Annotated in this window: 5 protein-coding genes (1 of these 5 only partly in view); 2 read left to right on the top strand and 3 right to left on the bottom strand. The window is 60.6% G+C overall.

Features of this window, described 5'->3' with window-relative positions; genetic code table 11:
• On the top strand, positions 1 to 337 hold the 3' portion of the coding sequence (locus tag JJE66_RS06280) for a hypothetical protein (protein WP_200513219.1). Its footprint begins 254 nt before the window's first position; only the last 337 of its 591 coding nucleotides appear in the window; its start codon lies off the left edge, out of view; it ends in the stop codon at positions 335 to 337.
• Positions 338 to 550: 213 nt separating this feature from the next.
• Here JJE66_RS06280 and JJE66_RS06275 read toward each other — a convergent pair whose 3' ends face one another.
• Positions 551 to 1,522, bottom strand: coding sequence for an IS110 family transposase (locus JJE66_RS06275; protein WP_200513218.1), 972 nt, complete (start codon positions 1,520 to 1,522; stop codon positions 551 to 553).
• A 594-nt stretch (positions 1,523 to 2,116) separates the two neighbouring features.
• Here JJE66_RS06275 and JJE66_RS06270 point away from each other — a divergent pair.
• The gene (locus JJE66_RS06270; protein WP_200513217.1) at positions 2,117 to 3,841 is read left to right on the top strand and encodes a sulfatase-like hydrolase/transferase; all 1,725 of its coding nucleotides are present in this window, start codon (positions 2,117 to 2,119) and stop codon (positions 3,839 to 3,841) included.
• A gap of 188 nt (positions 3,842 to 4,029) precedes the next feature.
• Here the strand turns inward: JJE66_RS06270 and JJE66_RS06265 are convergent, their stop codons facing one another.
• Complete coding sequence (locus JJE66_RS06265; RefSeq protein WP_200513216.1) at positions 4,030 to 5,577, bottom strand: SIR2 family protein; 1,548 nt, start codon at positions 5,575 to 5,577, stop codon at positions 4,030 to 4,032.
• Positions 5,578 to 5,900: 323 nt separating this feature from the next.
• Positions 5,901 to 7,205, bottom strand: a complete 1,305-nt coding sequence (locus JJE66_RS06260) for an NAD(P)H-dependent oxidoreductase (RefSeq protein ID WP_200513215.1) — start codon at positions 7,203 to 7,205, stop codon at positions 5,901 to 5,903.
• Positions 7,206 to 7,262: the final 57 nt, after the last annotated feature.

The following is a 7,262-nucleotide window of genomic DNA, read 5'->3' as shown; positions in this document are numbered from 1 at the left end:
CGCCAAGGTGATTGCCCAGCTCGACGGCGTCGCCAAGAAGCATGGCTTCGCCAGCTATGACGACTACAACAACGTCGTCGACAATATCAGCCTGGTGCTCGGCGGCTTCGATCCCACGACCAAGAAATACGTCGGCAATGACGCCGTCATCAAGTCGCAGATCGCCCAGGTCGAAGCCGACAAGAAGATGCCGGCCAAGGACAAAAAAGAAGCGCTCGACGAGCTCAACCAGGCCCTCAAGACGCCAGCGCCCGCGGTCGAGAACAAGGGCAACATCGATCTCGTCGGCAAGTACTACGACAAGCTGGTCGCAGCGCTCGGTGACGACCAGAACTGACCGAGCGCGATTCCCGTAGCAACCATTAAGTATGGCGTCCCGATAGCCTTGAGGCTGACGCCGCGCGCCGCGGCCGTCAAGGCGTGGCCTGGCGGCAGTTGATGTGAGGTGAGACGCGCGCGACGGCCATCCTTGACGGCCGCGGTGCGCGGCGTCGTCTTGACGGCAGGTCGGGACGAAGAAACGGTCGCCTGGTCGAACCAAGAAACGCGATCAGGTGACGGACACACTCACGGTTTTGGGCGGTTCAGCGACCCACGGTGTTCCGCGGGCGACGACGGCGTTGATGATGACGATCAGCTTTCTGGCACAGGCGACGAGCGCGCGCTTGTGGCCCTTGCCGGCGGCGATCAGCCGGCTGTACAGGGCCATGAGCTGCGGGTTCCAGCGGAAGGAGGCCGGAAGAGCTGCGGTGTAGAGTGCCTGACGCAAGCGCTGGCGTCCGCCGTCAATTCGACGGGCGCCGATATGCTTGCCGCTGTCGTCATCGTAAGGCGCAAGTCCGGTGAGGGCTGCGGCTTGCTCGCGGGTGATCCGACCGATCTCGGGCATCCTGATCAAGATGGCAACCGCGGTCGGCAAGCCGCTGCCGCCAACGCTGTAGATCAGATCGAGACGTGCGGCGAGATCGCGATGCTTGCGGATCGCTGCCACCAAGGCCTTGAACTCGGCTCGTCTGTGCTTGGCCAACAGAGCAATCTGCTCCTTCCAGAACTTCTGGATACGCTCGTCACGGCAGCTCTCCAGCCGATTTTTGAGCTTTGCGATGTCCTCCTTGATCTGGTCGATCATCGTCAGATGCACGGCAAAGGGCTGCAGCCGGGGGTCTGGAGCGGGATGGATGTTCTTGACCGCGGCGGTGCAGGCCGCAATCAACGCAGCATCGATCTTGTCGTTCTTGGCCCGTTGCAAATGGAACGTGGCATAGGCACGGACCTGGATCGGCTGAAATACGATGACGACAAACCGCTTGCGTCGCAGTTCGGCAACCGCCGCCTGCTCATAACCACCGCTCGCCTCGATCCCAACCCTCTTGACCTTGTGGCGCTTCAGCCACTCCACCAACTCCTGGTGACCTTCCGCCGTGTTCTTGACCTGCAGCTCCTCCGAACTGCCATCGAGCGCCACGTCGAGCTTGTCTTTGCTAGTATCGATTCCGGCACAGATCGTGTTACGTTTGGCCATCTTCCTCGACCCTCCCTTGTGATGCGAACCTGAAGTTCGTTCAACCATGCGGGTCCCGATGAAGTGCCGACCGCGATCTTGCTACGAAACGCAGCTCTCAGGGGCTTCGGTGGGCATCGATCCGATCGATCGGCGGCCCAGCCCGGGTGGCCACCCGGGCTGGGCCATTCCTCACGGAACCAGCCCATCATAGCCCGGCCCGCCAATACAAGGGTGGGCAAAGGCGCAACGCGCCGTGCCCACCATCGCTCGGCGGATCGCGATGGACAATGGTGGGCACGCTGCGCTTTGCCCACCCTACGAGACCCGACAAAAAAGCCCCGGAGACATCTCCGGGGCTTTCGTCGTTTGATCGTGCGCGTAGCGCCGCAACTACGTCCTCGTGCGCATTCGCATCATGAAACCGCCGAAGCTCAGCTCCGCCACCTGCATCCATGCGAGCGATTCGTTGCGATAGGCGGCGAGGCTTGCATGCCTCTTGCCGAATGCGGGTAGGTCTTGGCGAGATCGGCGTAGACGATGCGGGGCGGAGTGTGCCCTGTTGCGGTGCAGAATCCGCTGCTGCCAGTGACGGCACGCGATGAGCGACACGCGATGAGCGAGGAGGCCGAGACCCAAATTGAAAAATTCCAACGCTCGGGGCATCTTGATCCCATGATTTCGATTTTCATTGTTGTCGCGGCGATCGCCGCCATTGCGCTGACGGAACGTAGCGTTGAACATCTTCCGCTTGCGGTCGCGGCCCTTCTCTTCAATGCTGCTTTGCTGCTGATGTTTCTGGCCGATGTCGAGCGAGCGATCCTGCTGTCCGGCATGCTGGCCGTAGCGATCGCCGGCATATCGTCAGTCAAATTCAACCATAGCGCGCTCAAACTGACCGTTTCCGATTTGCCTCTGGCGTTTGCGGGTACGGTGCCATTTCTTGTGCTGCAATATCCGCGCATGATGCTGGGTGTTCTGGCAGGAAGCACGCTCTTCGCCTTCGCTTCGATCGGGGTTCTGCTCTATGGGGCCGGATCTCCCATTCCGATCGCGTTCCGAATTCCCTTGTTCGTTCTGGCGCTGATCGGCTTTGCAAAGGCTTACGCGTCAGAGGGCGCCACGCCTTTGCGACACAGTCTGACGCAAGGGCGGTGTTTCTATTCGACCTTCGTGGCCTCGCTGCTTGACCCCGCTTCCTGGCGCCAGTTCGGCGGGCTGGCTCTGAGCGATATCGCAAATGAACCGTTGCCCCTGAGGGAGGCCACGCCTGCGCGTTCCTTCTGTTCTCCCGACATTATCGTCATCCAGCACGAGTCTGTCTTCGACCCGCGCATTTTCGGGCTGCCGGTCGAGCCGGCCGTCGAAGCCTTCCTGTCCCCGTCAGAGGGCGAATATGGGCGCCTGAACGTCGACATCTTCGGCGGAGGTTCGTGGCAATCCGAATTCAGCCTGCTGACCGGTCTTTCAAGTGCCAGCTTCGGTTCGAGCGCCTACTACCTCTTCAAGAAGGGCGCCGGCCGTTTTCACAGCAGCCTGCCACGTTCGTTGGCCTCGCTCCGTTACAAGACGACGCTCATATCCAGCTGCCGCCGCGGGTTTCTCAGTTACGATAAATTCTACAGTTCAATCGGCATCGACGAGCGCATCTTCGTCGACGAACTTCCGCCGCCGTTCGATGTCCGGCGTTTCGAGGCGACGAATTCTGACGCGATGTTCCTCGATGCGGTTATCGACGCGCATATCAGGAGGATCGCTGACGACCCGACACCGAGATTTCTTTATGCGCTGACCAACTTCAATCACGGTCCGCATCATCGGCGGCTCGTGCCATCAGGTCAGTTCGAGAGGGAGCGCGCCTTTGCCATGGCCAGCTTCCCCGATGCCGGATACGTCGAGTACTACACGCGACTGGCAGAGACCGCCTCTGCCTGGCGGAAGCTCAGGGCCAAGCTGGCAAACAGCTTCCCTGGACGGCCAGTTCTCATCGTGCACTACGGAGATCATCAACCCGTGTTGACGAAACAGATCGATCGACAGTTAAAAGCGCCGGGAGATGGGCGGCGCCCGTTTGGTACGTTCTATGCGATCGAAGCTTTGAATATCCCCCACTTCACCCCGGGAAAGGCCGCCGACCTCGACATCGCCTTTCTCGGAACTGTTGCCCTGCAACGGGCGGGCATTGCGCTTGACCCGGTATTTGCCACGCGCGCGAGCTTGCTTGATGATTGCGGAGAAGCCTACTTCGCGTCAGCTTCCGAACGGAAGCGTCGTTTCCATCGCACGCTCGTGGATCTGGGCTTGATAGACCTGATGCCCAACGTCAGGCCGGCTCGCTAGCTCGGCGCGCTCTGCCGCGACACGGACTCCTTTCAATCCATGCCGCTTGCATATGCGCATTCAAGGCAAGACGGATTCGTTTTGCTCAATGGGAGTCGTTCCGAGTATGACCCATTTCTGACGTTCCCGAGAAAGCAGCGATAGTCCTCCGGCCAGAGAAAGTTAGCGGCGGGTTGGAGTCATCAAGGTCAGGCTAGGCCAACAATGCGTTCAACTCCCTCAACCACGAGCTTTGCCTCGTTGCGTGTTACCGGTCGACCCGTATGCACCGCATCGTTCCTCAGTTTTGTCCATTCGGACGGGTCATCATCGACTAAATCAACCAAGCCCTGCTCTTTTGCGAGGCCCAAAAGCTGGCGCATCGACATCGGTCTACGCACCGTATCGCGCGGGGCCTTGTTTAACCGCTGGCGCAGGTCTGTTTCGAGCAGCGTCATCGCCGATATAACCGCCGCGCGATATTCTTTAGCGACAAGAAGTCGGCGCGGCTCCAAGCGTTGAGCAAACCCCATTTCGTCTCCCAGGCGCTGAAGGTGCCGAGCGACTTCCCCAACAAAATTACTGTCTTCCGATAGGACCGCAGGGCGCTCGACAAAGTGCCATAGCTCGATCGGGACGATCGGAATTTGCGCAAATTCTGTCACCACTATAATTTCCAGTCGTCGGCGATTGGGGCGGATTTCTGTTTCCTGCGCGCGTGAGATCGCCAATCCCAGTTCAAGCTGCGTATTTCGCGAGGTGGCGTCTACGACTATCACGGCAGCACGATCGATAAGCGTATCAATCTTCGCGCTAGTGCTGTCGCCGAGGTTTACTACGTCGGCAGCAGTGACCGGAACGAAGCCGGCGGCCTCCGCGAGCGGAAAAATGTTCTCCCGATAGAAAGGCAGAACATCAAGCGGCGTAGTAAATAGACAAAGCCGTGTCATGGCATCACGAGGGAGCAAGAACTGCTCCAGCGGTTTTTCTTCCGTTGCCTTTAGCGTCGGGCCTGCATGCTCTCGGCGGTATTCGCGCAGTTCGGCGAAAGCTTCGGCAAGCACGGCTCCATAACGCTCGCGCGTGCCCGGCAAGTTGACGACCTTGACGCCGCGGCGTTCAAAGCGAGCAATGTCGCCTAGTTTGGCGCCCACCATGATGGCGTAAGCCATGCGGCGGGCTTTACCTAGGCGGCTGGTAACCACATGCCAGATTTGACGAAAATCGGGATCATCGAGGCTGTACCCGATGAACACCGCCGTTTTGGTGATGAGCAGGTTGGAGAGATAGGTTGCAATCAGCGGGTAGTTAGTAAGAAAGCCATCGTAATCGGCCTCAGTCACCACGAGCCGCTTAGGATGCCGGACATCCCCGTGCAATTTGAGCAGCAGCGTGCCCGTTGCTCCGACGTTGATGGATAGCTGATCTTCATCCACTACGGGATGAACAGTGCGGTTGTCTTGCCGTTCCAGGTCGTATTGCTTTTCGAGCAGGAAATCGAAGTTAGTCGTGCAGACAATGTCGAACGGAAGGCTACAGAACTCCTTGTGCGCCGGGCCTGGCTCAACTCGATCAAGATGCAATAATTCGGCGAGCCGTTCGATAAGCCGGGCTCTGCCGAACTCGTGTTCATAGGCGGAGATACCGTCAAGGACGCTCGTTGGCGAATAGTCCTGAAGTTCGTCAGCGAAGGTCTTGCCCAAGTCGTGCCACAGCGGCATTTTGGCAGGCGGCGGCAGCTTGGCGTTCAGCGACATGCCGGCTCCAACGACGGGCAGCCAACGGCCGTTCACCAAGTCTTCCAGGAGAGGCTTAGGGAAATGCGAGAGATATTTGGGCGCCACTTATAGCTCAGGGTTTATTTCTTTAAGAAGGTATCCCATAAAGCGATAAAGTCAGGTTCCAATCAAGGGCATCGAAGGCTCCTTTCTTGCCGCAGCTGTGCATTCGCAGTGGCGACGTCCGCAAATGGCCCGGTGCGGAGATCCAACGAGGTTCGCTTTGGCCTCGCTTTTGTGGATATAACCGACCTCAAACTTGGCCGATCCGCAGCGCCCCGAATAGTGGTGCCCGATCGCTCTTACGCGAACGCCGCTTCCATCGCCTTCCTTGTGCTGATCGTCTCGTTGCCCGCGTCGAACTCCACATCGCTCCAGCGCACAATCTCGCCATGGGCCACGTCGTGCTTCAGCTTGAGGCGATGCGCCAGCCCGATCGGCAGGGCGCCGGCCTTCAGGCTCGCGGCCGCCGGCACCAGCTTGCCCCACACCGTGTAGCCGCCTTCGCCGTCCAGCATCTCGCCGGCGCGCAAATTGCGCTTGGCCACGGCGGCGACGTCACCGCGGAAGCCGTACGGTTGTCCTGTCGGCTCACCCCGCAGCGCGGCCGACAGCACCGAGATGTTCAGCTCGAGCCCGATCAGATGATAGGGCTTGTACATCGCCGCATATCGGCCGCTGGAATCGGTCTTGAGGCCATATTGCTTGAAGCAGTCGGCGGCATAATCGTTCGGCGCTTCCAGCACAACATAGACGCCCCAGCGCAGATCGCGAAACACCGGCCGGCCGTCGCGCTCGAGCGAGGAAACGACCTCGACCACGCCGGAGCGCTCCAGCACGCCGCCGTGCGAGCGCGGCCGCATGATGTGCGGGAGATCATCGACGCCGCAGGGCGGAAACAGTAGTCCCTCCGTCGGCACGTCGAGCCCGCAGGCGTTCGCGATCGCCGCCATTTCGATTGCCGATTTCGTACCGTCGAGGAAGGAGTTGAACATCTGCGGATTCATGCCGGCGGACTGCGCTTCACCGGCGGTGAGACCATAATGCTGCCAGACACCGTCAGGCGTCACGTCGTGATAGGCCGGCAGATATTTTGTCCCCTTGCCGGCGGCGACGACGCGAAAGCCGGTGGCGCGGGCCCAGTCGACCATCTCCGCCGTCAGCGCCGGCTGGTCGCCATAGGCGAGCGAGTAGACGACGCCCGCTTTGCGCGCTTCCTCGGCGAGCAGGGGGCCGGCGAGCACGTCGGCCTCGACATTGACCATCACGATATGCTTGCCCGCCGCGATCGCGGCGCCCGCGTGCCTGATGCCGACGGCCGGATTGCCGGTCGCCTCCACCACCACGTCCATCGCGCCGCCCGCGATGGCGCGTGCGCCATCATCGGTGAACACGGTCGCGGCGATCCGCTCGGCGCTCCAGCCGACGGTGCGGCAGGCCTCGCGCGCCCGGTCGCGATCGATGTCGATGATGACAGGCACCTCCAGCCCCGGCGTATGCGGCACCTGCGCCAGAAACATCGAGCCGAATTTGCCGGCGCCGATCAGGGCAACGCGTACGGGTTTGCCGGCGGAGGCACGGGCCTGGAGGAGGCGGAAGAGGTTCATGGGAAATTCCTGCGAAATTATCGTGTCCCGGACGAGGTGCAGCGTGCAACGCTGCTC

This window comes from Bradyrhizobium diazoefficiens (genome assembly GCF_016612535.1).
GTDB lineage: Bacteria > Pseudomonadota > Alphaproteobacteria > Rhizobiales > Xanthobacteraceae > Bradyrhizobium > Bradyrhizobium diazoefficiens_C.
The sequence above is the reverse complement of the archived record's forward strand: the minus strand, read 5'-3'. Positions and strand labels throughout refer to the sequence as shown.

What these genes read in the sequence shown, in the direction of transcription:
- JJE66_RS06275 (WP_200513218.1), bottom strand. Translation starts at nt 1,522, where the DNA reads ATGGCCAAACGTAACACGATCTGTGCCGGAATCGATACTAGCAAAGAC.
- JJE66_RS06270 (WP_200513217.1), top strand. Translation starts at nt 2,117, where the DNA reads ATGAGCGAGGAGGCCGAGACCCAAATTGAAAAATTCCAACGCTCGGGG.
- JJE66_RS06265 (WP_200513216.1), bottom strand. Translation starts at nt 5,577, where the DNA reads ATGTCGCTGAACGCCAAGCTGCCGCCGCCTGCCAAAATGCCGCTGTGG.
- JJE66_RS06260 (WP_200513215.1), bottom strand. Translation starts at nt 7,205, where the DNA reads ATGAACCTCTTCCGCCTCCTCCAGGCCCGTGCCTCCGCCGGCAAACCC.